Source organism: Actinosynnema sp. NPDC037264 (assembly GCF_055603705.1).
Genome location: NZ_JBVJVK010000058.1, coordinates 15,402 through 35,935, shown reverse-complemented (window position 1 = coordinate 35,935; position 20,534 = coordinate 15,402). Strand labels below are relative to the sequence as shown.

The 20,534-nt window shown below is 68.6% G+C and carries 27 protein-coding genes and 3 tRNA genes; 14 read left to right on the top strand and 16 right to left on the bottom strand.

Annotation, left to right across the window (positions count from 1 at the left end; all coding sequences use genetic code 11):
- The first annotated feature begins 4 nt into the window (after positions 1-4).
- The 3 genes from ACZ7GX_RS37310 to ACZ7GX_RS37300 all read left to right on the top strand — a co-directional run bounded on the left by ACZ7GX_RS37310 (position 5) and on the right by ACZ7GX_RS37300 (position 1,912).
- Complete coding sequence (locus ACZ7GX_RS37310; RefSeq protein ID WP_498784006.1) at positions 5-256, top strand: hypothetical protein; 252 nt, start codon at positions 5-7, stop codon at positions 254-256.
- Complete coding sequence (locus tag ACZ7GX_RS37305; RefSeq protein WP_498784004.1) at positions 235-1,281, top strand: serpin family protein; 1,047 nt, start codon at positions 235-237, stop codon at positions 1,279-1,281. The genes ACZ7GX_RS37310 and ACZ7GX_RS37305 overlap by 22 nt, the downstream gene beginning before the upstream one ends.
- A gap of 61 nt (positions 1,282-1,342) precedes the next feature.
- Positions 1,343-1,912, top strand: coding sequence for a carboxymuconolactone decarboxylase family protein (locus ACZ7GX_RS37300; protein WP_498784002.1), 570 nt, complete (start codon positions 1,343-1,345; stop codon positions 1,910-1,912).
- A 6-nt stretch (positions 1,913-1,918) separates the two neighbouring features.
- On the opposite strand, the gene ACZ7GX_RS37295 is transcribed toward ACZ7GX_RS37300, so the two are convergent.
- Positions 1,919-2,845, bottom strand: coding sequence for a sigma-70 family RNA polymerase sigma factor (locus ACZ7GX_RS37295; RefSeq protein WP_498784040.1), 927 nt, complete (start codon positions 2,843-2,845; stop codon positions 1,919-1,921).
- A gap of 25 nt (positions 2,846-2,870) precedes the next feature.
- Here ACZ7GX_RS37295 and dnaG point away from each other — a divergent pair, with 25 nt between their 5' ends.
- From dnaG to ACZ7GX_RS37280, 3 genes are read left to right on the top strand one after another with little or no spacing between them, the layout of a single operon-like run.
- The gene (gene dnaG, locus ACZ7GX_RS37290; protein WP_498784000.1) at positions 2,871-4,769 is read left to right on the top strand and encodes a DNA primase; all 1,899 of its coding nucleotides are present in this window, start codon (positions 2,871-2,873) and stop codon (positions 4,767-4,769) included.
- Positions 4,769-5,272 carry a hypothetical protein gene (locus ACZ7GX_RS37285; protein ID WP_498783998.1) on the top strand — a complete coding sequence of 168 codons (504 nt, stop codon included), beginning with the start codon at positions 4,769-4,771 and terminating at the stop codon, positions 5,270-5,272. Before dnaG ends, ACZ7GX_RS37285 begins: the two co-directional genes overlap by 1 nt.
- Before the next feature lie 53 nt (positions 5,273-5,325).
- Positions 5,326-6,072 carry a trans-aconitate 2-methyltransferase gene (locus ACZ7GX_RS37280; protein ID WP_498783996.1) on the top strand — a complete coding sequence of 249 codons (747 nt, stop codon included), beginning with the start codon at positions 5,326-5,328 and terminating at the stop codon, positions 6,070-6,072.
- Between the two features lie 44 nt (positions 6,073-6,116).
- Here ACZ7GX_RS37280 and ACZ7GX_RS37275 read toward each other — a convergent pair whose 3' ends face one another.
- Positions 6,117-6,347: a hypothetical protein gene (locus ACZ7GX_RS37275; RefSeq protein ID WP_073889848.1), complete on the bottom strand. Its 231-nt coding sequence runs from the start codon at positions 6,345-6,347 to the stop codon at positions 6,117-6,119.
- A 137-nt stretch (positions 6,348-6,484) separates the two neighbouring features.
- Here ACZ7GX_RS37275 and ACZ7GX_RS37270 point away from each other — a divergent pair.
- From ACZ7GX_RS37270 to ACZ7GX_RS37260, 3 genes are all read left to right on the top strand, one after another.
- A tRNA-Asn gene (locus ACZ7GX_RS37270) sits at positions 6,485-6,556 on the top strand.
- 118 nt (positions 6,557-6,674) lie between these two features.
- The gene (locus tag ACZ7GX_RS37265) at positions 6,675-7,520 is read left to right on the top strand and encodes an oxygenase MpaB family protein (RefSeq protein WP_498783994.1); all 846 of its coding nucleotides are present in this window, start codon (positions 6,675-6,677) and stop codon (positions 7,518-7,520) included.
- A gap of 87 nt (positions 7,521-7,607) precedes the next feature.
- Positions 7,608-7,682, top strand: a tRNA-Ile gene (locus ACZ7GX_RS37260).
- 68 nt (positions 7,683-7,750) lie between these two features.
- Here the strand turns inward: ACZ7GX_RS37260 and ACZ7GX_RS37255 are convergent.
- The 14 genes from ACZ7GX_RS37255 to ACZ7GX_RS37190 all read right to left on the bottom strand — a co-directional run bounded on the left by ACZ7GX_RS37255 (position 7,751) and on the right by ACZ7GX_RS37190 (position 16,461).
- Complete coding sequence (locus ACZ7GX_RS37255) at positions 7,751-8,926, bottom strand: site-specific integrase (protein ID WP_498783992.1); 1,176 nt, start codon at positions 8,924-8,926, stop codon at positions 7,751-7,753.
- A complete protein-coding gene (locus ACZ7GX_RS37250; RefSeq protein ID WP_498783990.1) occupies positions 8,926-9,105 on the bottom strand; it encodes a helix-turn-helix transcriptional regulator in 180 nt (59 codons plus the stop codon). Before ACZ7GX_RS37250 ends, ACZ7GX_RS37255 begins: the two co-directional genes overlap by 1 nt.
- Positions 9,102-10,442 carry a replication initiator gene (locus ACZ7GX_RS37245; protein ID WP_498783988.1) on the bottom strand — a complete coding sequence of 447 codons (1,341 nt, stop codon included), beginning with the start codon at positions 10,440-10,442 and terminating at the stop codon, positions 9,102-9,104. The genes ACZ7GX_RS37250 and ACZ7GX_RS37245 overlap by 4 nt, the downstream gene beginning before the upstream one ends.
- 17 nt (positions 10,443-10,459) lie before the next feature.
- Complete coding sequence (locus ACZ7GX_RS37240; protein ID WP_498783985.1) at positions 10,460-11,314, bottom strand: deazapurine DNA modification protein DpdA family protein; 855 nt, start codon at positions 11,312-11,314, stop codon at positions 10,460-10,462.
- A 100-nt stretch (positions 11,315-11,414) separates the two neighbouring features.
- Entirely contained in the window at positions 11,415-12,245 is an 831-nt protein-coding gene (locus ACZ7GX_RS37235) for a hypothetical protein (protein WP_498783983.1), read from the bottom strand.
- Positions 12,246-12,250: 5 nt separating this feature from the next.
- A complete protein-coding gene (locus ACZ7GX_RS37230) occupies positions 12,251-12,604 on the bottom strand; it encodes a hypothetical protein (RefSeq protein WP_498783981.1) in 354 nt (117 codons plus the stop codon).
- A 39-nt stretch (positions 12,605-12,643) separates the two neighbouring features.
- On the bottom strand, positions 12,644-12,976 hold the full coding sequence (locus ACZ7GX_RS37225) for a hypothetical protein (protein ID WP_498783979.1): 333 nt from the start codon (positions 12,974-12,976) through the stop codon (positions 12,644-12,646).
- Complete coding sequence (locus ACZ7GX_RS37220; RefSeq protein ID WP_498783977.1) at positions 12,973-13,251, bottom strand: hypothetical protein; 279 nt, start codon at positions 13,249-13,251, stop codon at positions 12,973-12,975. Before ACZ7GX_RS37220 ends, ACZ7GX_RS37225 begins: the two co-directional genes overlap by 4 nt.
- The gene (locus ACZ7GX_RS37215; RefSeq protein WP_498783975.1) at positions 13,248-13,646 is read right to left on the bottom strand and encodes a hypothetical protein; all 399 of its coding nucleotides are present in this window, start codon (positions 13,644-13,646) and stop codon (positions 13,248-13,250) included. Before ACZ7GX_RS37215 ends, ACZ7GX_RS37220 begins: the two co-directional genes overlap by 4 nt.
- On the bottom strand, positions 13,646-13,861 hold the full coding sequence (locus ACZ7GX_RS37210; protein WP_141978475.1) for a hypothetical protein: 216 nt from the start codon (positions 13,859-13,861) through the stop codon (positions 13,646-13,648). Before ACZ7GX_RS37210 ends, ACZ7GX_RS37215 begins: the two co-directional genes overlap by 1 nt.
- 73 nt (positions 13,862-13,934) lie before the next feature.
- Positions 13,935-15,305 carry an FtsK/SpoIIIE domain-containing protein gene (locus ACZ7GX_RS37205; protein ID WP_498783972.1) on the bottom strand — a complete coding sequence of 457 codons (1,371 nt, stop codon included), beginning with the start codon at positions 15,303-15,305 and terminating at the stop codon, positions 13,935-13,937.
- A 108-nt stretch (positions 15,306-15,413) separates the two neighbouring features.
- Positions 15,414-15,605, bottom strand: coding sequence for a hypothetical protein (locus ACZ7GX_RS37200; RefSeq protein ID WP_498783970.1), 192 nt, complete (start codon positions 15,603-15,605; stop codon positions 15,414-15,416).
- 2 nt (positions 15,606-15,607) lie between these two features.
- The gene (locus tag ACZ7GX_RS37195; protein WP_498783968.1) at positions 15,608-15,871 is read right to left on the bottom strand and encodes a hypothetical protein; all 264 of its coding nucleotides are present in this window, start codon (positions 15,869-15,871) and stop codon (positions 15,608-15,610) included.
- 257 nt (positions 15,872-16,128) lie between these two features.
- The gene (locus tag ACZ7GX_RS37190) at positions 16,129-16,461 is read right to left on the bottom strand and encodes a hypothetical protein (RefSeq protein WP_498783967.1); all 333 of its coding nucleotides are present in this window, start codon (positions 16,459-16,461) and stop codon (positions 16,129-16,131) included.
- 112 nt (positions 16,462-16,573) lie between these two features.
- Between ACZ7GX_RS37190 and ACZ7GX_RS37185 the strand changes: the two genes are divergently transcribed.
- From ACZ7GX_RS37185 to ACZ7GX_RS37165, 5 genes are all read left to right on the top strand, one after another.
- Complete coding sequence (locus ACZ7GX_RS37185; RefSeq protein ID WP_498783965.1) at positions 16,574-16,948, top strand: GntR family transcriptional regulator; 375 nt, start codon at positions 16,574-16,576, stop codon at positions 16,946-16,948.
- Positions 16,949-17,196: 248 nt separating this feature from the next.
- Positions 17,197-18,429, top strand: a complete 1,233-nt coding sequence (locus ACZ7GX_RS37180) for a helix-turn-helix domain-containing protein (protein ID WP_498783963.1) — start codon at positions 17,197-17,199, stop codon at positions 18,427-18,429.
- 13 nt (positions 18,430-18,442) lie between these two features.
- Positions 18,443-19,102, top strand: coding sequence for a YdcF family protein (locus tag ACZ7GX_RS37175; RefSeq protein WP_498783961.1), 660 nt, complete (start codon positions 18,443-18,445; stop codon positions 19,100-19,102).
- A gap of 251 nt (positions 19,103-19,353) precedes the next feature.
- The gene (locus tag ACZ7GX_RS37170; protein WP_498783959.1) at positions 19,354-20,031 is read left to right on the top strand and encodes a hypothetical protein; all 678 of its coding nucleotides are present in this window, start codon (positions 19,354-19,356) and stop codon (positions 20,029-20,031) included.
- A 359-nt stretch (positions 20,032-20,390) separates the two neighbouring features.
- Positions 20,391-20,459: transfer RNA gene (locus ACZ7GX_RS37165), tRNA-OTHER, on the top strand.
- Positions 20,460-20,534 lie beyond the last annotated feature (75 nt).

The following is a 20,534-nucleotide window of genomic DNA, read 5'->3' as shown; positions in this document are numbered from 1 at the left end:
CCCCATGGCCGATGAGTCCACCAGACCGCCAGGCCGTCCTTGGCCGTGGCGCAGACCGACCCGCGACCCGGTGCACGTCGGCGCCGAGCTCCCGTACGACGGGTGGGACGACGAGCCCGGCGACGACGGCTCCGCCGGGGTGCGCGAACCACGCCACCCCCGGCCGCTCGGACCCACGAGCGGCGCGGGCGAACGTCCGATCCCGGACGACCCCATAGCGGTTAAGGAGACCCAGTGCCTGATCGAGCGCACCTGACGTTCGCCCTCACCCTCCACGACGCCGTCGCGCCCGACCGCACGCGCAACGCCTGCTGGTCGCCGTACTCGGTGGCCAGCGCGCTCGGCATGACGGCGCAGGCGGCGCGCGGCGAGACGGAGGCCGAACTGGTCGCGCTGCTCGGCGCGGACCACGCCAAGGTGCTCAAGGGCGCGGTGGTGGGCGACGACGCCGAGTTCGCCGTCGCCAACACGCTGTGGGCGTGGGACGAACTGCCGCTCAACGAAAGTTTCCTCACCGACCTGGCCGGGTGGCCGGGCGCGAAGGCCCGCTCCGCGCCGTTCGCCGGCGACCCGGAGGGCGCCCGCAAGCTCATCAACGCCGACGTGGCGGAGACGACCCGCGGGCTGGTCCCCGAGCTGCTCGCCGCCGGCGCGATCACGTCCGACACGGTCGCGACGCTGGTCAACGCGCTGTACCTGAAGTGCGCGTGGAGCGAGGAGTTCCCCGAGCACGACACGGCCGACCTGCCCTTCCGCGGCGCCGGGAACGTGCCCACCATGCGCCGCGAGGGCTCCATGCGGTACGCGCGACGGGACGGGTGGGAGGCCGTGGCGCTGGCCGCGCGCGGCGGCGTGGAGGCGGTCGTGCTGCTGCCCGAGGGCGACCTCGGCGGCACCGAAGGCGTGCCCGAGGTGCTGGAGGCGTTGGACCACGACCGGATCGAGCTGTTCCTGCCGAAGCTGGCGTTGTCGGTGAACGTCTCGCTCGCCGAGTCGTTGCAGCAGGTCGGCGTGCGCACCATGTTCGGCCGCGGTGCCGACCTCACGGGCCTGAGCCCCGACCCGCGGCTCTACGTGGACGACGTGGTGCACGAAGCCGTGCTGCGGCTCGACGAGCAGGGCTTCGAGGGCGCGGCGGCGACCGCCGTGATGATGCGCCTGACCTCGTTCATCCCGGCCGAACCGGCCCGCACGGTCCGCGTCGACCGGCCCTACCTGCTGCTCGTCCGGCACGCCGACACGGGCGCGATCTTCTTCCTCGCCCAGGTGGCCAAGCCCTGACCGTCACGTTCCGAGGCCCTTCCTCGTCCACCGGGTGAAGACCCGAAACGAGGAGGGGAACATGGCACCCAGGATCCCGGTCGTCACGACCAAGCAGGCCAACCCGCTGGTGCGCTTCGCCTACCGGTTCGCCAAGAAGCGGTTCGGGGCGGTGCCGGAGCCGTTCACGGTGACGGCGCACCACCGGCGGCTCTTCGTCGCGGGCGCGCGGCACGAGATGGCGGTGGAGAAGGCCGCCAAGACGCTGCCCGTGTCGTTGCGGGAGCTGGTCGTCTACCTCACCGCGGTGAAGCTCGGCTGCTCGTGGTGCGTCGACTTCGGCACCATGCTGATCAAGCACGAGGGCCTGGACGTCGACCGGCTCAAGGAGATCCACGACTACCGCACCTCGGACAAGTACACGGAGCTGGAGAAGCTGGCCCTCGCCTACGCCGACGCGATGACCGAGACCCCGACCGCCGTCACCGACGAGCAGGTCGCCGAACTCGACCGGCGGCTGGGCCACCAGGGGCTGGTCGAGCTGACCTACCTGATCGCGCTGGAGAACCAGCGCGGCCGGTTCAACTCGGCGTTCGGCATCACCGACCAGGGGTTCACCTCGGGTGATGCCTGCCGGGTGCCGATGCCGTAACCGGTCTCAGGAGGCCTCGGGGAACGGCACGTGGCCGAGCTTGTCCGGGTTCGACATGTCGTACACGCCGGCCACCTTGCCGTCCCGCACCACGACCGCCTCGACGCGCGGCGTGAGCTCGCCCTGGGCGCCGAACACCAGCCCGACGTCGCCGTTGACCAGCGCGGGCCGCCCCTCGACGTCGCCGTACCGGCGCAGCAGGCCGAGGATGAAGCGCGCCACCTTGTCCGCGCCGTCGATGACGCGGGCCGCGGTCTTGGCCTTGCCGCCGCCGTCCCCGACGAGCACCACGTCCGGGTGCAGCAGACCGATCACCGCGTCGACGTCGCCGGTGGCCAGGGCCCGGAGGAACCGCTCCAGCACCTCGCGCTGCTCCTCCAGCGCCACCCGCGGCGGAGGGTCGGCGTCGGCCGCCGCCTTGCGACCGCGCGAGGCGTGCTGACGGGCGGTCGCGACCGTGCAGCCCAACGCGTCGGCGATCTCCGCGAACGGCACGCTGAACGCGTCGTGCAGCACGAACGCCACCCGCTGCTCGGGCGTGAGGCGGTCGAGCACCACCAGCGCCGCCAGCCGCACGCCGTCGTCGCGCACCACCGCGTCCAACGGGTCGTCCTCGCCGGAGGTGACCAACGGCTCGGGCAGCCACTGCCCGACGTAGCGCTCCCGCCGCACCGCCGCCGACCGCAGCCGGTCCAGGCAGATCCGGCCCACCACGGTCGTCAGCCAGCCGCGCAGGTCCCTGATGTCCGCCCGGGCCTCCCGGCTCAGCCCGGTCAGCCGCAGCCACGCCTCCTGCACCGCGTCCTCGGCGTCCGCGACGCTGCCCGTGAGCCGGTAGGCCACGCCGACCAGGTGGGCGCGGTGCCCGGTGAAGGTCGAGGCCAGGGTCTGCTCGGACGCCAAGGTCTCCTCACCGGTGGTCACGGGCACCAGTCTGCCAGCACTAGACTCGCTCGACGTGGCAGGACGCATCCGGGAGAGCGACGTCGCACTGGTGCGTGACCGGAGCCGGATCGACGAGGTCGTGGGAGACCACGTCTCCCTGCGCGGTGCCGGCGCCGGCGCGTTGAAGGGCCTGTGCCCGTTCCACGACGAGAAGTCGCCGTCGTTCAACGTCCGCCCCTCGCACGGCACGTTCCACTGCTTCGGCTGCGGCGAGGGCGGCGACGTCATCGCGTTCGTGATGAAGATCGAGCACCTCGGGTTCGTCGAGGCCGTCGAGCGGCTGGCCGACCGGGCGGGCATCCAGCTCACCTACGAGGGCGGCGGCGCGACCGTCCAGCGCGACCGCGGCACCCGCAGCAGGCTCATCGAGGCGCACCGGGTCGCCGCCGAGTTCTACGCCGAGCAGTTGGCCACGCCGGACGCGTTGGCCGCACGGGAGTTCCTCGCCCAACGCGGTTTCGACGAGGCCGCGGCCCGGCAGTTCGGCTGCGGGTTCGCGCCGGGCGGCTGGGACAAGCTCACCAAGCACCTCCTCGGGCGCGGGTTCGAGCTCACCGAGCTGCTCAAGGCCCAGTTGACCAAGGAGGGCAGGCAGGGACCGATCGACCGGTTCCACCGCCGGCTGCTGTGGCCGATCCGGGACATGGGCGGCGACGTCGTCGGCTTCGGCGCCCGCCGGATCTTCGACGACGACCCGATCCAGGCCAAGTACCTCAACACCAGCGAGAGCCCGATCTACAAGAAGTCGCAGGTGCTGTTCGGGCTGGACCTGGCCAAGCGGGAGATCGCCAAGCGCAGGCAGGCCGTGGTCGTCGAGGGCTACACCGACGTGATGGCCATGCACCTGGCGGGCGTGCCGACGGCGGTCGCGTCCTGCGGCACGGCGTTCGGCGCGGACCACATGAACGTGCTGCGCCGGCTGCTCATCGACGACTCGATGAACGGCGAGGTCATCTTCACCTTCGACGGCGACGCGGCCGGGCAGAAGGCGGCGCTGAAGGCGTTCGAGGGCGAGCAGGCGTTCTCCGCGCAGACCTACATCGCGATCGCGCCCGACGGCATGGACCCGTGCGAGCTGCGGCAGGAGAAGGGCGACGTGGCCGTGCGCGACCTGGTGGCCCGCCGCACGCCGCTGTTCGAGTTCGCCATCAAGACGCGGCTGAAGGACTACGACCTCGACTCGGTGGACGGCCGGGTGGAGGCGCTGAAGGTCATGGTGCCGTTCGTGGCCCAGATCAAGGACCGGGCCAAGCGGGACGGCTACGCGACCCGGCTGGCGTGGTGGGTCGGCTGGGAGGACGAGTCGGCCGTCGTGCGCCGGGTGCGTGAGACGGCGACCGGCCGGGCGCCCGCGCCGTCACGTCGTGCCGCCGCGCCGGTCGACCCGAACCAGGGCGCGCTGGCCGTGGACGTCGACGGTCCGCCGCGCCCCGACCCGCGCGACCCGGCGCTGTGGGCGCAGCGGGAGGCGCTGAAGGCGGCGTTGCAGCTGCCCGAGATGGCCGGGCCGTACTACGACTCGCTGCCCGACGAGGCGTTCACGCACCCCGCGTACCTGGCGTTGCACCAGGCGATCCGGGAGGCGGGCGGCGCGTCGTCCGGGCTGTCGGGTCCGGCGTTCCTGGACGCGGTGTCGCAGGCGTGCCGGCACCAGGCCGTGCGGTCGGTGCTGACCGAGCTGTCCGTGGAGCAGCTCCGGGTCAAGGCGGACGACGAGTACCGGTACGTGCAGGGCGTGCTGGCGCGGTTGCAGCAGATCCTGGTGGCGGGGCAGATCACCGAGATCAAGTCCCGGCTGCGGCGCGTGTCGCCGGTGGAGGAGCCCGACGAGTACCGGGCCCTGTTCGGCGACCTCATCGCGCTGGAGGACTACCACAAGGCGTTGGGCCAACAAGCGGCGGGCGGGCTGTGATGGGGCTGTTCCGGAGGGTTTTCGGCTCGGGCGCGCCCGAGGGGTTCACCGGGGTGCTGGAGGCCGACGAGAACGTGCTCGCCGCGGCCGCCGTGGGCTCCGAGTGGCTCGTGGCGACGTCGTACGGGCTGTGGGTCCCCGGCCCCCGGAGGGTCGGGTGGCACCTGATCAGCAAGGCCACGTGGAGCGGGAACGCGTTGGCGGTGGTCGAGGCGGTCGAGGACGGCACCGCGGGCGCGGCCGTGGTGCTGCGCGACCTGCCGCCGCGGCGGTTCCCGCTGGAGTCGCCGGGCAAGGTGCCCGAGGTCGTGCACGAGCGGGTGACCGGGTCGATCAGGTCGCGGGAGCACAACGACACGGTCGGCGCGTGGTTCGTGCAGCGCAAGGTGACCGGGCAGGACGGCGTGGTGCTCCAGGTGCGGCCCGATCCTGGCGTGGACGTCGAGCGGGTCCGCGAGGTCGCGGCGTCGGTGGCGGCGAAGATCGCCAAGCTGCGCGGGTGAGCGTGGTCGGCGTACGGTAGCAGTACAGTCGTACTGTTACTGGGGGTGCACGCATGTGGGATCCGGGCAAGTACCTCGCGTTCGCCGACCACCGGTCGCGGCCGTTCCACGAGCTGGTGGCGCGGGTCGGGGCCACCTCGCCGCGCCGGGTGGTCGACCTCGGCTGCGGTCCGGGGAACCTGACCGCCTCGCTGGCCGAGCGGTGGCCGTCGGCCGTGGTGGAGGCGCTGGACTCGTCACCGGAGATGGTCTCGGCCGCGCGAGCCCGCGGGGTCGACGCGCGGGTCGGCGACGTGGCGTCGTGGGAGCCCGAGCCGGACACCGACGTGGTGGTGACCAACGCGGTGCTGCAGTGGGTGCCCGGGCACGAGGACCTGCTGCGGCAGTGGGTGCGGGCGCTGCCGTCCGGCGCGTGGCTGGCGATGCAGGTGCCGGGCAACTTCTCCGGGCCGTCGCACGAGCTGGTGCGGTCGCTGGTCGACGCGTCGTGGCCCGCGTTGCGCGGCCTGCTGCGGCCGTCGCCGGTGCTCGACCCCGTGGGGTACGCCGAGGTGCTCGACGGCTGCGCGGTGGACGCGTGGGAGACGACGTACCTGCAGCGGCTGGAAGGGGAGGACGCCGTGCTGGAGTGGATCACCGGGACGGCGCTGCGGCCGATCCGGGCGGCGCTGGACGACGGCGAGTGGGCCGCGTTCCGCGGTCGGTTGGCGCCGCTGCTGCGCGAGGCGTACCCGAGGCGGGCGGACGGCACGACGTGGTTCCCGTTCCGCCGGGTCTTCGCCGTGGCCCGGGTGCCGTAGCCGCACCGAGGCCGCCCCCGGTGCGAGGGCGGCCTCGGCGTTGCTCAGTTGGCGCGCGGGATGACGGGGTCGCGGCGGTGGCCGTTGGCGTTGGGCTGGTGCCGGCCGAACCCGGTCTTCTCGCCCACCTTGGCGCGCACGATGCCCGCAGCGCCCTGGACGGCCGGGTGGTCGGCCAAGGAGCGGTAGGCGCGCACGATCTGGTCGTAGCGCTGGCGTCCGGCGCGCGCCCCTAGGACGTAGCCGACGGCGGCGCCGAGCAGGATGCCCTTCATGAGGTGGTCCTCTCCTGGAGATCGTGCCTGGTCACACCCCTTCCTACCGCACGAGGAGGGGGGTGTGCGCGAGCACTGTTCCGGATGCGCTAGAGTTGTCGCTGTCGGGCCGCGAGGCCCGGCCCACAACAGAACATTCCCCCTTAGCTCAATGGCAGAGCATTCGACTGTTAATCGAAGGGTTACTGGTTCGAATCCAGTAGGGGGAGCGCGATGGCAGCCCCAGGTCCACCGGCCTGGGGTTTTGTCGTGTCATGGGGTCCGAGTACCCCCGAGTCACCCGATTGTCACCCCGCTCGGGTGGTTTCTTGAGGCAGGCTGATCCGCATGGCCGACCGCTTCGCCAACCGTCGCCGGATCACCTCGCTGGACCCGGAGCGGGACCACGTCGAGATCATGCGCATCTCGTCCGGGTACGAGTTCCCGTGGGACTACGTGCGGTCGCTGGAGTTCGCCCTGTTCCGGACCTACTGCGTGCCGTCGATCTCGGCGCTGCTGGCCAAGACCGGCGAGTTCGAGCGCCGGCCGCAGCAGCGGTACGACGACACGGCGCTGCTGATGGCCGAGCTGGTGGAGCACGGGTACGACTCGCCGCGCGGGCGTGAGGCGTTGCGGGTGGTGAACCGGCTGCACGGGCGGTACGACATCTCGAACGACGACATGCGGTACGTGCTGTCGACGTTCGTCTTCGACCCGATCGAGTGGATCACCCGGTACGGCTGGCGGCCCCTGACCGACCACGAGCGGCTGGCCGCGTTCCACTTCTACCGCGCCGTGGGCGCCCGGATGGGCGTCAAGGACGTGCCGCCGACCTACTCCGCCTACGCGGCGTTCAAGCGCGCGTACGAGGAGGAGCACTTCACCTACAGCGACACGAACCGCGTGATCGGCCAGTACACGCTGGACCTGTTCTGCTCCTGGTACCCGGTGCCACCTGCGCTGACGTCCCGCGCGGTGCTGGCGATGCTCGACGAGCCGATGCTGACCGCCTTCGGCTTCCCCGCGCAGCCGGGCTGGCTCGTCAAAGCCGCCAAGACGGCCCTGCGGGTGCGCGCGACCACCGTCCTCCTCCTCCCGCCACGGAGGACGCCACGCCTGACCAACAACCCGAAGAACCGGACTTACCCGGGCTACCCGACGGGCTACCGGCCGACCGACCTCGGAGCCCCGTAGTCCGCCAGTGCACAGCTTGGTCACGCCGCCCGGGTTGTCGAGACGCGGGGGAACCTCCCTCTGTACCCTCCGGAACCGCACGTCAGCGGGGCGGTAGCTCAGCCGGTCAGAGCAGCGGACTCATAATCCGTCAGGTCGTGGGTTCGAACCCCACCCGCCCCACTGTTGGTGCTGGTCAGGCAGGGTGGCGTTGATGCAGAGCGTGATCAACGCCACCCTTTTACCCCACTTTATGAGCGGAACCCCTTAACCGCGTCCAGCGCGTCGGCCGCCTTGCGGCTGGTCACCTTGCGTGCCATGTAGACATCCTGGGTCGTGCTGACCTTGGAGTGTCCGAGCTGGTCAGCGATCTGCCGAGCCGTCAATCCGGCCTCGTCGAGGATGGTCGCGACCGACCGCCGGAAGGTCCGGAAGGTCACCCATCGGTAGCCGGCTCGTTCCCGGAACTCACGCCAGCGGGCGAGCGTGTTGTGCTTGTCGCGGAGCCCGCCCAGCGAGTTCGGGAACACCGGACCGGCCAGTTCGCCCTCGGCGACGCCGAAGCGTTCGGCGAGCGTCGAGCGGCGCTCCCGGAGCACGTCGACCAGCCACCCGGACAGCGGCAGCGCACGTTCCGAGACGTCCGTCTTGCCGTGGTTGATCCGCTGGCCCTGGCCCTTGACGCGAATCAGGCTGCCGCCCCAGTCGACCGTTCCGGCTTCCAGGTCGAGCTGGTGCCAGTGCACCGCCAGGCCCTCTCCGGTCCGTTCCCCGGTGCCCGCGTACCAGCGCGCCAGGTCCGGCAGGTCATGACGGACGGCCGCTTCGTCGGTGTCAAGCTTGGCCAGCAGATCGGCCAGCTCATCGAGGGACAACGCCCGAGCCCGCACCTTCCGGCCCTCCAGGCGTGCCACGTCCCGCACCGGGTTGGTCGGAAGCGCACCGTGCCGGACGGCCAGGCCGCAGACGCCGGACAGGATGGTGCGGACCGTCTTGGCGGTGGACGAGCTGTGCAGGTCCTGCGCCGCAGCCACCACCCGACCCAGCCGAGGCACCGTCAGCTCGCGCACCCGCAGATCGCCGATCGCGGGCAGCACCAGGCCGTAGAGCCTGTTCTCGTACGTCTCCTTCGACGTCGGCGACCGCTTGCCCGCGTCAATGGCCCGCTGGAACTCCTTCAGCCACAACTCGGCGGCGTCGCGGAACCGCATGTCCGGCGTGACGCCCTCGGAGTCGACCGGTGTCGTGCGCTCCGCGAGCGCCTTCTTCAACGTCCGGATCGCCGCCGCTTGTGTCTTGCCCCGGCGTTCTACCGGCCGGGTGACTCCGTCGAAGTCGCGGAAGTTCGTTCTCGCCCGCCAGCCTGCCGAGTCCTGGTAGGTGCGGATCTTGCCGTAGGTGCCGAGTGGCAGCGGTTGACGTGCCATCACGCGATCCCGTCCGGCAGCGAGTCGACCCAGGCCTTGACCTGGTCGGGGACGAAGCGGACGTACTTGCCGATGCGCTTGCCGGGCGGGCCGTAGTTGCGGCTGCGCCACTGGTACAGCGTGTTGACCGGGACGCCCAGGAAGTCGGCGACCTCCTTCATCCCCCAGAGCTTGCTCATGCTGCTACCTCCTGTTCGTACCGTTGTTTGCGCTGCTCACGTGTTCGTTCCGCGATGGCCAGGGCCAGTTCGCGTTCGGCATCGCTGTCGTAGCCGGTGCCGGTGTAGGTCCAGTCGTTGACCAGCAGCACCGAGACCGGGTCGTGGCCGAGCTGGTCGAGCATCTCGGCGGTGCGGAACGCGCGGCGTTCCTCGCGGATGGCCTTGAAGGTCGTCGAGTAGGCGCGGGACTTGCTCAGGAAGTGGCCCCGGAAGGCGAGCATGTGCGCCCAGCGCCGCAGGTTGAGCTTGGCCAGGTGCTCCAGGTCCCCGAGGTCCCACGCGGTCTGGATGATCCGGCGGTGGTGCGCGTGGCCCCGCAGGTGGTCGATGTCGAGTTGGGAGCGGATCGGGCGGTCGGCGGCCTCGCTCTTGCCGGTGCCCTTGGTGGCGTACTTGGCGACGTAGCCCGCCAAACGGGTCTCGCTGATCTCGCCGTCTTCTTCGACCTCGTGGGCGCTGGTCGGCCGGATGCGGCGGACGTCGACCTGCGAGCCCCATCGCAGCCTGGTGACGGTGCCGTCCGGCAGCGCCTGGTCCAGGGCGACGGCGCGAGCGGCGCCGGTGATGGCCGCTTCCAGCAGCTCCGCAGAGGCCCACGACGGAGTCGGGTCGGCGGGTCCGTCCGGGCCGTCCAGGCGCACGACGGCGTGGAAGTGGACCAGGCCGCGCCGCTGGTACTCGGCGACCTTGGCGTACGAGAGCCGGGCGTGGTCCTTGAAGTCCCGGACCGGCAGGCCGGTCGCCTTCATCAGCTCGCGCTTCAGTGCGGTGACGAACCGGTGCCACAGCTCCCCGGCGTTGGCCTGCCACAGCACCGAGCCGACGTAGTCGTAGGTGTCAGGGTCGAGCGGCGTGCCGATCGCCGGGTCGTCCGGGTGGTGCCAGGAGCCGCACGCGCACGGCAGGACCTTTCCGCGGTTGGTGGTGCGCCGGTTGTGCACCGGCCCGAACGACGGCGCGGTCAGCGTGGCGAACACGCGCGGCTTCTCCGTCACCGACGTCGGCACACCCTTGGAGCCGCCGGCCAGGCCCGCGTGCATCAGGTGGTATGCGTCGGCCGCGTACCGGTCCGAGCACGAGGGGCACACGGACTCGCGGCGGTTGCCGCAGGGGATGAACACGTCGCCGCCGTGCCAGTCCAGCAGCGCCCCGGTGGCCTGGTCCTGGACCTGCCAGCCGCCCGTCATGCGGATCGGTTGGGCGCACCCGCCGATGCCGGTGACCTTGTCGCGCCAGTCGCGATAGTCAGCCCGTCGGAGCCGGTGGGCGATGCGGTCTTCGAGCGTGGAGACCACGCGGCACCTCCGTTCGGTCAGGTGAGGTCGCCCCACAGCGCGAGCTGTGCGGGCGCGGTGGTCGGGCGGTCGTGAAGGACGTGCAGCCTGCGCAGGAGCCGCTGTCGGTAGCCGGTGGCGTAGGTCAGGCAGTTGGCGCAGTTGCGGTGTCCGGTGCAGCCCGGCAGAGCGGGGGCCCGGCGGGCTTGGAAGCTCCAGGCCAGGGAGTCGGCGGAGGCCAGGTGCGGGCCGTAGAGGTCGAGTCCTTTGGTCTTGACGCCGAAGCCGTGCAGCCGCAGTCCGGCCGAGGACAGTTCGCGCACCAGCCCGGCGATCTCGTCGGTGGACTGGCGTCGGCACACCGAACCGAGGCCGACGAGCGTCTCTTTCGTCAGGTCGACACCGGCTTGCCGATAGAGATCGACGCACTGCAGGTAGGACGTGGGGGTGTCGCCCTGGACCACGTACTTGAACGGCAGGTGCGGAGCCAGGGAGCGCAGTTCCAGGCCGTTGGCGACGGTGCGTTCCTGGTGTTCGCGCACGCTCAGGCCGGTGCGTTCGATCATGAACGGTTCGCACATCCAGTCCTGTGGTGCGGCCCAGTCCAGGTTGCCGATCACCTCGCTGTAGAGGGCGACCTGTTCGACGTAGGCGGCCGGGGACAGCGTCCACTTGCCGTGCATGGCCAGTTCGGTGAAGCCGCCGGAGTCCAGCGCCCACCGGCAGGTGGCGCGGCGCAGGCCCTTGACCGAGCGGCGTTGCAGGGTTCGGCGGCTGACGAACAGCGGGAACGGCACCTGCCACAGCCAGTGCGGTTGGTGGGTGCCGAGGTAGAACAGCGGTAAGGAGGGGTCGGCGGACGCGGGAGCGTCCAGCACAGCGGTAGCGCTCATGGGGGTTGCTCCTTCGTTCGCGCAGGACGAGGAGCGGGGCACGACCAGGGGAGTGGCCGTGCCCCGCTCATGTGGGCAGGTAGGGGGTTCCTGCCGTGGATCAGGTGAAGGCGTGCCCGTTGTGGGCCTGGACCTCGGCGACGATGCGGTCGGCGAGATCGGCCGGGACGCGTACCGCTTGGCGGATGTCGTCGGCGGTCAGCGTGCGGCCCTCGGCGGCGGCCTGGTCGACCGTGGCCTTGACCGCGTCGCGGATCGGGTCCGGCAGCTTGAGCCGGGTGCCGGTGACCAGCGCCGCCTGAACGGGCCGTGGAGCCGCCGCAGTGGGCGCCGGGGCGGGTGGCGCGGTGGTGGTGTTGGCGGCGCGGTAGGCGTCGGTGATGGCCTGGTTCATGCGTTGCTGGATCACCGGCATGACCTCGGCGACGCCGAACACCACCACCGGCACCATGACGTGAATGGCGAGGTTGCCGACCTCGAACCGCTCACCGGCGCGCACCGCGATCGTGGGGTAGACGTTCATGAACAGGGTGGAGGTCAACAGGATCCGCTTGAGCCAGTCCACCCACTTGGAGTCCACCGGCACGCCCCGGTGCAGCACCTCGGACTCGAACACCAACAACATGATCAGGATCCCGGCCAACATCGGTTCGGCCAGCCACGCCGCCCACCACAGCGGGTCGGAGACCGGCCGGTGACCGGCGAGGAAGTCCTGGACCCCGGCGGTGGTGAAGCCGAGGCCCAGGGCGAGGAAGAACCACATGCCGCGCGTGATCAACCGGCGTTGCGACTCGATCCGCACCGCCACCATGTCCGGGTCGTCGACCAAGCCGCGGAGCTGAGCGGACTCGGCTTTCTTGCGGCGCAGGCCCACGACCCGTTTCGTGACCCCCGCCTGAACGTCGATCCCGTCGGAGTCGTCGGCCCGCACCGGTGTCACCCCTTCGGGTCGAGCCGTGCGAACAGCTCGCGTCCGGCAGGCGTGATCTCCATGTGGTCGGCGTTGAACGGCTCACCGGACTCGTCCTTCAACACGAGAGTCCGCCCCGGGACCAGACAGCCGTGCTCCTCCAACAGCGCGACCACCTCCGACTCGTCGTAGCTCGCCTGTCGCGCCTGTGCCGCGTGGTCGTAGAACCATGCCCACGGCCCGCTTGGGCTGCCCGGATTGGTGTAGAGGCGGTCGGCGATGGCCATGCGCAGCATCTTGACCACGTCGTCCTTCATCCAGTCCGGTGGATCGTTCTTCTTCCAGTTCGGCATCGGCGGCATGTTCCCGTTCTCGGGCATCGGATGTTCCTTCGTCTCGGCTTCAAGGACAGTCGGTTGTCAGTGCCCGGCCAGTCGCACGTGCAGCTCGCGGCCGGACGGGGTCAGGACGACTCCGTCGGCGTCGACCTGGTCGCCGGACTCGTCCACCAGCAGCGCGTTCCAGGCTTCGACCAGAAAGCCGCGTTCCAGCAGGACCGCCGCCGCCGTGGCCGCGTCGCCGTGCAGCAATCGGGCGGACTCGTATTCGGCGTCGGTCCACGGGGTGACGTTCGTTCGTCCCGCCACGTACAGCCGATGCTCGGCAGCCAGCGCCAGCACCGACAGCACCACGGGAGCCAGGTCGGCCGGCGGCCACAGCGATCCGTCCGGATCGGTCACAGCCGTGTTCACAGCGGCCTGCCTTCCCGGTGTTCCGTCGACAACCTGCGGTAGTGCTCCGCCTCCCACGTCAACTCGACGTGGATCTTGTGGGCGAGTTCGGCGGCCTCGACCGCCTTGGCGTCGGGCAGCACGCCGTTGTCGTCGGCGTGGCGGCGCACCAGGTCGTCGTACTCGGCGGCCCACCTGACGATCAGCCGCAGGTTCGGCAGCTCGGCCAGCGTCGCGGCGGCCGTCCGCATGGCGGGCTGCTTGAGGTCGAAGGTGAAGCGGTTGGCGTGGCTCATCGTGTGCCCCGTAGGTGGAACCAGCGGGTGCGGATCTTGTGCCCGGAGTTGGTCAGCTTGACCAGGTAGACGTTCTTGCGAACCACGCCGTGCAGTTGGGTTGTGAACTCGCCCTGTGCCGCGTACCGCTGGGTGATCAGGGACTCGACCACGTCGGCGACGTCGTCGGCGGCGTGGCGGCAGTGCCCGTCACCGTCGAGTGCCACGACGCGGCCGGACGGGTCGAACTGCCCGATCAGCCCGTCCTGGATCTGGTCGAGCACGGTGACGACCAGATCTGGCGTGCCACCGTAGCCGGCAGGCTTGCCCCGCTCGACCGGCGTAGCAGGCGCTGCGGGCTGGTCGGCGGAGTCGGCGAACAGGTCGATCTGTCCGGGGTCGACTCGGCGTGCCATCACAACCGCCCGCGTCGGTGCTCGATCTCGCGGCGGACGAAGTCGCGCAGGATGTAGAACACCGCCACCACACCGGCCAGGGCCAGCACGAGCGTCCACACGAAGAACGCGCCGGTGCCGTCGACCTGGTAGACGACGAACAGCACCCCGCCCGCGACGGCGAGGAACAGCGCGAACCGCCACGCCGCCCACAGCCGGATACCCAGGTTCCACATGATTGTTCCTCCACTTCGGAATGAGTGATGTGCTTGCGCGGCAACAACTTCGGGCCGCAGAACCTGTGAAAAGTCAGGCGACCGCGTGCAGGCGCGGACGGCCCGAGGTGACGAACGCGACCAGGTCGCGGATGTCCTGGTCGGCCTGGAACGAGGCACGCACGCGCAGCGGGTTGCGGGAGCCCTGCTCCACCACGAACCCGATACCGGCGTGCGCCGGGTCCAGCGGGATCTCGTCGGCCAGCGCACCGCGAAGCCGCATCCCGTCGCCCAGGACCATGTCCACCTGGCTCTGCGACGTCACCGACAGACAGACACGGGCGGTGAACAGCTCCCGGACCGGGACCGTGTCCTTGGTCGGCTCCTGCACGTAGCCGCAGACCCCGAAGCCCGCCGCCCGACCCTGTGTCATGATCTCCGAGAGCAGCTTGAGCACCCCACGCACCTCGGACGCCGGACCGTAGCTGGTCATCATGCCCAGCTCGTCGATCTGCAACAGCCGCAACGGCGTCTCCACCGACGGCGTGAACTTCCGCTTCCCCTGCTCCCGCAGCACCGCCTGCCGCGCCTTCAACTCGTCACGGAACGACTCGACCACCGACACCGCGTCGCCCCACTCGATCGCCCGGCGGTGGAACAACGGAGCACCGATCTCGGTCTCCATCCCCTCCTTCAGGTCGATCACGTCCGGCAGCACGATCCGGTCCCGCAGCAGCGGTGCCATGCCCCGCAACGGCGACCACAACAACGAGCCCTTGCCCGACCCCGTGGCCCCCGCCGTGAACAGGTGCTGGCCCAGGAACGACTGGGTCCACGGCGTGCCGTACTCGGTGTCACCCAGCTCGATCGCGCCCAGGTCCACCTCGTCGACGTCGTGCGGCAGGTCGATCGCCGGGATCGGGTCGGCACCGAACGGGTTCTCCCGCTCGACCACCAGGCCGATCACCTGCGGCTTGATCTTCACCACCGCCACCCGCTGCGCCAGCAAGGCATGCGCCAGGGCGTCGGCACGCTCCTCGAACAGCGACGGCGTCTGACCCCGGTTGAGCCGCACGTGGATCGTGTCGATCGACGGCGACGCCGACCGCACCCGCAGGATGCGCGGCACGACCATCGCGTCAGTGCGCCGGTTGACCGTGACCAGATCGCAGTCCATCAGGATGTCCGCCCAGCGCCGACCCACGTAGGTCAGCCAGCGGCGACGGAAAGCCCGCAGCCACGGCGCGGCCACCTGGTCGAACGACGCCGGATGCCCCCGATACCAGCCCGCCACCCCGACCAGCGCGCCACCGACGATCCCGCCCGTGGTCGGCAACCCCCACTCCATCGCGCCCTTGGCCATCGCCGTGGCGAGTCCGGCCGGAACCGTCACCATGCCCGGGTGCCGGACACCCCACTTGATCGCGCGGACCTCCAACCCCTGACTACGAGTCGGTTTCGGCATGACAAGCCGCCCCTCTCATCGAATCGTGACCTCTTGGAAACCAGAGGCCCGACCAGCCTCATTCGGCGTGATCGGGCCCCTGGCAGTAAATGCGCCGCTACCGGCGGTCTAGACGTCCTTCAAATACGGCTTCACGTCCGCCATCGCGACCGTCAAATCCGCGACCGCCCGCGCCACCGCCTTGTGCTTGCCGGTGAAGCGGAACCGCGCGAACGGCATCCCCTCCACCGCCTCCTTGAGCTGGTTCATGGCCTGGTCGACCGCGTCGACCGCCTGGTCCGCGCCGTAACGAGCAGCCATGGTCAGACCCTCCAGTTCCGGGAGACCAGCTCCGCCTCGTACTTCTTCGCGTCCTTCGTGAACTCTTCGATCTCACGAACCGCCTTGTCGCACAACGACTTCAGCTCGTCCGCCGTCGGCACGGCCCACGCGTCCGCCGGGATGTCTGCGTCCTCCGCCTTCGCGATGAACCCCCGGACGTGCTCGTCCACGGTCTCCTGCAACAACACGATCGCGGCCCGGAACGACGCGTAGTTCTCCTGCGCCGCCTTGTTCACGATCTCCACCACACCACCTCATTTCCGTAAAAAACGGGAGACACAAAGCCCCCGGCACCGGACGCCACACGGCCCGGGGGCAACGAATCTCCCGGCACCGAACTCTCGGGTGCCGGAAAAAGGCATGGACGTATCCACTGTGGAATTCTCAAGGAACAAACGGGCACCCTGATTGGCGGCAACACGGCCTACCCCGACACGGCGGAGCGGTTCACGTGGCCACAGGAGCCCGATTCTCGAAACGGACCGGGAACACGCAGGGCGGATCAGCCCAGCGGCTTGAGACCCATCGCGCGCCAGGCCAGACCGGACACGGTCTCACCCTTGCCGTTCTTGAAGCTGTAGGGCGACACCGTCGCGCCCACCAGCTCCACCAGCGTGCCGTCCTCGAAGCCCGGACCGGGGTCCGTCCCGAGCGTCACGCGGATCTCTTCGCCCTTCTCGCCCTTGGCCTTGGCGAACACCGACACGACGAACTGCGACGCGCCATCGCGGTCCGTCACCACCTCCGGTGCGCCGTCCACCTCGCGCATCTTCAACTGCGGCTCTTCCGTCACCATCAGCCGCCAACCCGTGAGCAGGACCGGGATGTTGCGCATTGCTGCCTCCTTCGTTGTTGACCTATGTCAGCATATATCGACCTAGGTCAGTTGTGCTGGTCTGATCGGGTGATATATGTCGGTGTGGGTCAGTAGGTCCTAGACTTGGAACGTGGACTCGAAGCCCGGCTTGGCGGCCTACCAGCGTGTCGTAGAGGCGATCAAGACCGACATCGCCGGTGGAACCCTCGCACCTGGCGATCAGCTACTCGGGAACCGAGCCCTTGCTGATCAACACGGTGTTGCGTTGGCGACCCTCCAGAAGGCGCTCAAGATCCTCCAGGATGAGGGCTGGCTTGTCTCAACGCCGGCTGTTGGTGTCTTTGTGAGCGAGCACCCGCCCAGTGGGCGCGAGGAGCCGGTCAGTCTGGACACGATCAGTCGTCAGCTCGACAGGCTGCAAAAGACTGTGTCGTCGTTGAACGACCGGGTGAAAGAACTCGAAGAGAGTCAGGGGTGGCCGTACCGCGCTGCTCCAGGGACCTGACTCGACTTTCGATAGCTTTCACCAGGTTCTGGATCGAATGAAGCCGTTGGCTGACTTCCCGCAGGTCGTTGGCTGTCGTCTCCATGCCTCAAGTGTCGTCCGTCACGGTCCTTCACCACAGTGTCACGCAGGTGTCGTCGGTGGTGACACGGTGACGAGGACGCATCACCAGCGCAGCACCTGACGTCACCTCACACCCGGTGACACACTCGTGGAGGCGACGACTACGCCTGGGAGGTAGGCCAACGATGAGCGGTGACGTCCCAAGCTGGGCCCGGCGCATCAGGGCGCTTCGCGAAGCCCGCGGCTGGTCCCAGTCTGAAGCGGCCGAGCAGATGCGGCGGCACACGGACGAAGCTCTTCCGGATCCGGACCACTTGGTACGTCGTTGGAAGGCGTGGGAGCGAGGGGAGAACAAGCCCAGTCCTCACTACGCCCCGATCATCGCCGCAGCCCTCCACACCGTAACCACAGCCCTCTTCCCGCCCGACAACCGCACCGAGTCGGGACTAGAGATCGTGAACGCCACAGGCATGGACACGATGGAGATCGTGTCGAGGCTGCAAGCGTCTTCGGTCAACGAGGCCACGTTGCAGGCCCTGCGGATCACGGTTGACCGCTTGTGCTCCGAGTACGCCCACAGTCGTCCCGAGGAGCTGGTGATGGAAGGGCGCCGGTGGCTCCGTCGGATTGTGGAGATGCAAGAGCAGCGGTTGAGCTTCGGACAACGTCGAGACACGCTGGAACTCGCCGGTTGGCTGGCTTTGCTCGTTGGGTGCCTTGAGTACGACATGGGTGACCGACGAGCGGCCGAGGCGACCCGTCAGTCGGCACTCAACCTCGGCCAGGAGGTCGGAAGCGCTGGCATCCTCGGTTGGGCACACGAGATGAAGGCGTGGTTCGCCCTCACCGCTGGTGACTACCGGGGCGTCATCGCAGCAGCGCAAGCCGGACAAGCTGCGTCTGGTTCCCATTCGGTTGGTGTGCAGCTCATCGCCCAGGAGGCCAAGGCGTGGGCACGCATGGGACGGCAGTCTGAGATGGAAGATGCGCTTGAGCGAGGCCGGGTCCTGCTGGATTCGATGCCATACCCCGAGAATATCGACAACCACTTCGTAGTCGACCCACTGAAGTTCGACTTCTACGCAATGGACTGCTATCGGCATGTTGGTGACGACCGCCTTGCAAGCACCCTGGCCGATGAGGTGATTCGTGGTGCCACAGACTTCAACGGGTTTGAGCGCGCGCCCATGCGGATCGCGGAAGCAAGAATCACACTCGGAGTCGCAGCGGCACGAGAAGGTGACCTTGAAGGGGCGGTGACGTTTGGCCGCCAAGCACTATCGGGTGGGAGGAAGTCGCTCCCGTCCCTTTCGATGGTCTCTCAGGACCTGGCCGCCGTTCTTGCCAGCCGGTTTCCTGGAGAGACCGAGGCAGAGGCATATCTAGAGCAGTTGCGAGAAATCCGACGTGGCTACTGAGGTTCGTGTGTCCATGCCTTCCGTTCTGATCCCTGACGAGCACCGGGTCGACGTCGTGACGTTGTGGGACTACCACGACATGAAGCACCAGGTGCCTTCCGCCGACATCGCGATCGGCCTAGGTAGCCACGACATCGGCGTGGCCGTGCGAGCTGTAGAGCTGTACCAGGCCGGGACCGTTCCGCGGCTCCTCTTCACTGGCGCGAACGCACCCACCACCGTCAAGCGGTTCCCACGCGGCGAAGCCGTCCACTACCGCGAGTACGCCCTAGAGCACGGCGTGCCCGACGACGCCATCCTCATCGAGACCGAAGCCGGCAACACGGCCGAGAACTTCACCCTCAGCCGGAAAGTGTTGCAGTGCAACGACTTGCAGGTGTCGTCGGCCATCCTGATCTCCCGTCCGTACCAGGAACGCCGTTCCTACGCGACGTGCAAGAAGCTGTGGCCTGAGCTCGACATCGTGTGCACGTCTCATCGGCCACCGATCGACGAGTACGTAGCCGCGATCGGCGATGCAGACTTCGTGATCAGCATGCTGGTTGGCGACACTCAACGGATCACGGCATTCGCCGAAGCCGGGTACGCCATCCCACAAGACGTGCCTGCCGAGGTCTACGCCGCCTATGACCGCCTGGTCGGAGCGGGCTACACAAGCCGACTCATCCGCTGACCACCGCCAGCCATGGCCCGCACCCTCGTGTTCAGAGTTTCTTTTCTTCATCAAGGCGGCCCCTGCCGGGGCCGCTCGCGCCGCTGAGCCTTGGCCGCTCGGCAAGGGCCAGGGGCCCGGCTCCGCCACCCTGGCCCGCCGGCGGCCGGAGACGCGACCGACCCCGGCAAGCGCTGCAAGCCCGGGCATTCTGCCACTAGGGAACAGCCCTGGATCATGACATGTGACTCGTCAACCAGTACTTTAGGGTGATGGCCGCCGCACTGCTTGCTCAAGCTGCACAACCCTCGCTGCCTTTTTGGTTTCAAGTGGTCAGCATTTCGCTAGCGCCGATTTTCGGTTTTACAGGCGTCGCCGTAGGAGCTGTACTTAAAGACAGATCCGATCGAAGGATTGCCCTCAATCGGGACCGGCAGACGCTTTATGCAGATTTTCTGCGGACGCTTGCGGAGTTTAATCAGAGCTATGGAACCTACGGTACGACAGCGTTTCGTACCCAGAATCAGGAGAAAATTTCCAACTTTCTCGACAAAACCAAAGAAGAGCAGGTTAAGATCCGCGCTATGCTCGCTCACATCGACCTTTTGGGCTCCCCTGAAGTGGTCGAAGCCGCGCGCAAGCAAATTCTCTTCTTAGCTGCGACGTCCGCTCTGCAGATCAAGTCAATGCGACGCGGTTGGGATCGGGACGAGTGGGGAAATGGAATAGCGCTCGGTGAGTTGCTTGCTTCTGAGTTCCGAGACGCGGCAATCAACCACCTTGGTGTTCCTAAGAAGGATCGAAAAAGACCCGGTACGGTGACTGATGGTCAAGCGCTCTTGCGATGGGCGCATGATCTCGCCGGAACCGCCCTTCGGTCTGTGAAGGAAATGGACGTAAAGTCTCGCGCTACTCCTGAGAAAGAACCGGAAGTCGATGGCGAGCGGTAGTTTTCTTAATGTCCTCGCCGGACGGGCAGGTCTCCAGGATGGCGGGGGAGCGTCGTCGGCCGCCGGTCCGTTCGGTGCCGGAGCGTCATCCCATCGACCTCCCGAAGGGCTATCACGCTGCCGCCAGGGGGCAAGCTCTCGCGGTACCCTCGCGTCCTGCGGCAGGTTGCCCCCTGGCGGCAGCGTGATCGGGCTACGCCAGGTCGACGGGATGGCGCTAGGGCACCTCAACTTGGTGATCCAAGGCAAGATCAACGCCACACTTTTGCCCCACGAAACGATGACAGACGACCGCGAAGCACGGTCCACGGTGGTCGTTTCCGAACGCTAAGCGCGCTGGCAGTGGTGGGTGCTGGCAGGGGGCGGCAGACGACGGGGGAGACGGCCAACAATCCGTCAGGTCGTGGGTTCGAACCCCACCCGCCCCACCGTTTCGCCCGGTGAAGTGTGGTGACGATGATGTCTCTCGTGATCGTCACCACACTAAACCCCCACCTTATGAG

Excerpts from the sequence above, each read along its gene's own strand:
- ACZ7GX_RS37285 (WP_498783998.1), top strand. The coding sequence starts at position 4,769 with ATGGGGCTGTTCCGGAGGGTTTTCGGCTCGGGCGCGCCCGAGGGGTTC.
- ACZ7GX_RS37170 (WP_498783959.1), top strand. The coding sequence starts at position 19,354 with ATGGCCGCCGCACTGCTTGCTCAAGCTGCACAACCCTCGCTGCCTTTT.
- ACZ7GX_RS37280 (WP_498783996.1), top strand. The coding sequence starts at position 5,326 with ATGTGGGATCCGGGCAAGTACCTCGCGTTCGCCGACCACCGGTCGCGG.
- ACZ7GX_RS37300 (WP_498784002.1), top strand. The coding sequence starts at position 1,343 with ATGGCACCCAGGATCCCGGTCGTCACGACCAAGCAGGCCAACCCGCTG.
- ACZ7GX_RS37230 (WP_498783981.1), bottom strand. The coding sequence starts at position 12,604 with ATGCCCGAGAACGGGAACATGCCGCCGATGCCGAACTGGAAGAAGAAC.
- ACZ7GX_RS37240 (WP_498783985.1), bottom strand. The coding sequence starts at position 11,314 with ATGAGCGCTACCGCTGTGCTGGACGCTCCCGCGTCCGCCGACCCCTCC.
- ACZ7GX_RS37255 (WP_498783992.1), bottom strand. The coding sequence starts at position 8,926 with ATGGCACGTCAACCGCTGCCACTCGGCACCTACGGCAAGATCCGCACC.
- ACZ7GX_RS37200 (WP_498783970.1), bottom strand. The coding sequence starts at position 15,605 with ATGGCTGCTCGTTACGGCGCGGACCAGGCGGTCGACGCGGTCGACCAG.
- ACZ7GX_RS37265 (WP_498783994.1), top strand. The coding sequence starts at position 6,675 with ATGGCCGACCGCTTCGCCAACCGTCGCCGGATCACCTCGCTGGACCCG.
- ACZ7GX_RS37180 (WP_498783963.1), top strand. The coding sequence starts at position 17,197 with ATGAGCGGTGACGTCCCAAGCTGGGCCCGGCGCATCAGGGCGCTTCGC.
- ACZ7GX_RS37205 (WP_498783972.1), bottom strand. The coding sequence starts at position 15,305 with ATGCCGAAACCGACTCGTAGTCAGGGGTTGGAGGTCCGCGCGATCAAG.
- ACZ7GX_RS37190 (WP_498783967.1), bottom strand. The coding sequence starts at position 16,461 with ATGCGCAACATCCCGGTCCTGCTCACGGGTTGGCGGCTGATGGTGACG.
- ACZ7GX_RS37310 (WP_498784006.1), top strand. The coding sequence starts at position 5 with ATGGCCGATGAGTCCACCAGACCGCCAGGCCGTCCTTGGCCGTGGCGC.
- ACZ7GX_RS37175 (WP_498783961.1), top strand. The coding sequence starts at position 18,443 with ATGCCTTCCGTTCTGATCCCTGACGAGCACCGGGTCGACGTCGTGACG.
- ACZ7GX_RS37215 (WP_498783975.1), bottom strand. The coding sequence starts at position 13,646 with ATGGCACGCCGAGTCGACCCCGGACAGATCGACCTGTTCGCCGACTCC.
- ACZ7GX_RS37275 (WP_073889848.1), bottom strand. The coding sequence starts at position 6,347 with ATGAAGGGCATCCTGCTCGGCGCCGCCGTCGGCTACGTCCTAGGGGCG.
- ACZ7GX_RS37210 (WP_141978475.1), bottom strand. The coding sequence starts at position 13,861 with ATGTGGAACCTGGGTATCCGGCTGTGGGCGGCGTGGCGGTTCGCGCTG.
- ACZ7GX_RS37250 (WP_498783990.1), bottom strand. The coding sequence starts at position 9,105 with ATGAGCAAGCTCTGGGGGATGAAGGAGGTCGCCGACTTCCTGGGCGTC.
- ACZ7GX_RS37220 (WP_498783977.1), bottom strand. The coding sequence starts at position 13,251 with ATGAGCCACGCCAACCGCTTCACCTTCGACCTCAAGCAGCCCGCCATG.